Origin of the sequence: Candidatus Sordicultor fermentans, from assembly GCF_012728195.1 — a bacterium.
Lineage (GTDB): Bacteria > Atribacterota > Atribacteria > Atribacterales > Caldatribacteriaceae > Sordicultor > Sordicultor fermentans.
Window position 1 is genome coordinate 1 of the sequence record NZ_JAAYFP010000183.1, and the last position, 1,950, is coordinate 1,950.

The 1,950-nt window shown below is 40.7% G+C and carries 2 protein-coding genes; both read left to right on the top strand.

Annotated features, from left to right (window positions below; all coding sequences use genetic code 11):
- The coding region (gene istA, locus GXZ17_RS09245; RefSeq protein WP_409377000.1) for an IS21 family transposase at positions 1–1,307 on the top strand (1,307 nt) is incomplete at its 5' end.
- Positions 1,307–1,950 (top strand): IS21-like element helper ATPase IstB (gene istB, locus GXZ17_RS09250; RefSeq protein WP_409377001.1); only part of this gene is annotated, 644 nt, incomplete at its 3' end. The genes istA and istB, both read left to right, overlap by 1 nt.

Sequence of the window (1,950 nt, forward strand, 5' to 3'; positions counted from 1 at the left end):
ATAAGTGGCTTACTGAAGACCTAAAAGCCCGACCTAAGCAAAGGCATACTGCCCAACGAGTCTATAATAGGTTAAAAGAGATTTACCAAGATGACTTCCAAGTTTCTGACCGGGCAGTGAGAGCTTATGTAGCAAAGAAAAAGAAAGAATTATCTTCCGGAAGTAAAGCCTATCTTCCCTTGGAGCACAAACCAGGAGAATCTCAGGTAGACTTTGGGGAGTGTCAGTTTATAGAACGAGGTATTAAATATGATGGTTTCTACCTCAATCTCTCTTTCCCTCACAGTAATGGAGGATATCCCCAGTTATTCAAAGGAGAAAATCAAGAATGCCTATGCCAGGGTCTACAGGATATCTTCCTCCATATAGGAGGAGTACCAAGGGAGATATGGTTTGATAACTTATCTCCGGTAGTAAACGCTATAGGTAAAGAGGGAGCAAGAGACTTGAATAAAGGATTCTTAAGATTTGCCCTGCATTATGGATTTTCCACTAACTTCTGTAATCCCGGGAGTGGTAATGAGAAAGGGCATGTAGAAAGCAAAGTAGGCTATCATAGAAGGAACTTTTTAGTACCTATACCAGAGTTTAATGACCTCACTGAATTCAATCGTCAGCTTTTAACCCTAGGTGACCAGGATATGAAAAGACCCCACTACCAAAAAGATGGTAGCATTGCTCAGCTCTTTACCCAAGATAAAGAAGCTCTACTTCCTTTACCTAAAATCCCTTTTGAAGTAGGCCGGTTGGAGAAAGGAAAAGCTGATAACTATGGTAAAGTGAAATTTGACAATCGTATATACTCCACTAGCCCCGAGTATGCCCACAGCCAGATATGGATAAAAGCCGGAGCTCATACAGTGGAGATAATGGATGCTGACTATCATATCATAGTTATTCATCCCCGGCTTTACGGGAGAGAGAAAGAATCGATGAGGTGGGAGCCTTATCTAGACTTATTAGCTCAAAGACCAAAAGCCTTAAAATACACTGGTTTCTTTAATCAGCTTCCCCTATCGTTACAGGACTACTTTACCGAATGTGACCATAAAACCAAAAAAGAGACTTTGAAGATGTTAGCCCAGATGGTTAAAAAGAGTGGAATGGATGTTTCCACTCAGATCCTACAACAAATACTCCACCAGGGAATTAAAGATAGAGATAGCATATGGGCCTATTACTGTCGGCTGACTATGGAAGACTCAGATAACTTATCTCTGAAACTTCCCCTGGGAGTTCCGGAAGTTAAGGAATACCATACTGATATCTCTCCCTACGATAACTTACTCTGGGGAGGTAGAGACTAATGGAAGCCCTGGAAGCAATGATAAAAGAATACTGTAAGAAATTAAAAATGGGGAAGGTATTCTATCAGGAATACCAGGATATTCAGGCTGAAACTCAGGAAGCTTTTCTGGCAGAACTTCTATTGCGGGAACTGGAACATAGAGAAATAACCAGGAAAAATAGGAATCTTAAAGCGGCCAACTTTGATAGGATAAAGACTTTTGAAGGTTATAGCTTTGATAATATCCAGATACCCGCTTCTTTAACTGTGGAAGATATCAAGAAGATAGAACCAGTAAAAAGGAAAGAAAATCTAATCCTTTATGGACCAGTGGGAACCGGTAAAACCCATCTGGCTACTGCTATAGGAGTAGAAGCCTGTAATCAAGGTCAAAGAGTAAAGTTCTTCTCTACTGCTTCTCTTGTAAATCAGCTTACCGATCTCAAAGAGAGGGGGGAACTGAGGAAGTTTATGAACCAGATAGAGAAATGTGACCTCTTGATTTGTGATGAGTGGGGTTATGTACCTTTGGAGAAAGGAGGTGCTCAGTTACTTTTTCAGGTGATATCGGCATGCTATGAAAAACGCAGTATCATCATTACTACCAATCTGGAATTCAGCAAGTGGAATGGAATATTTTATGATGAGAGAATGACAGCCGC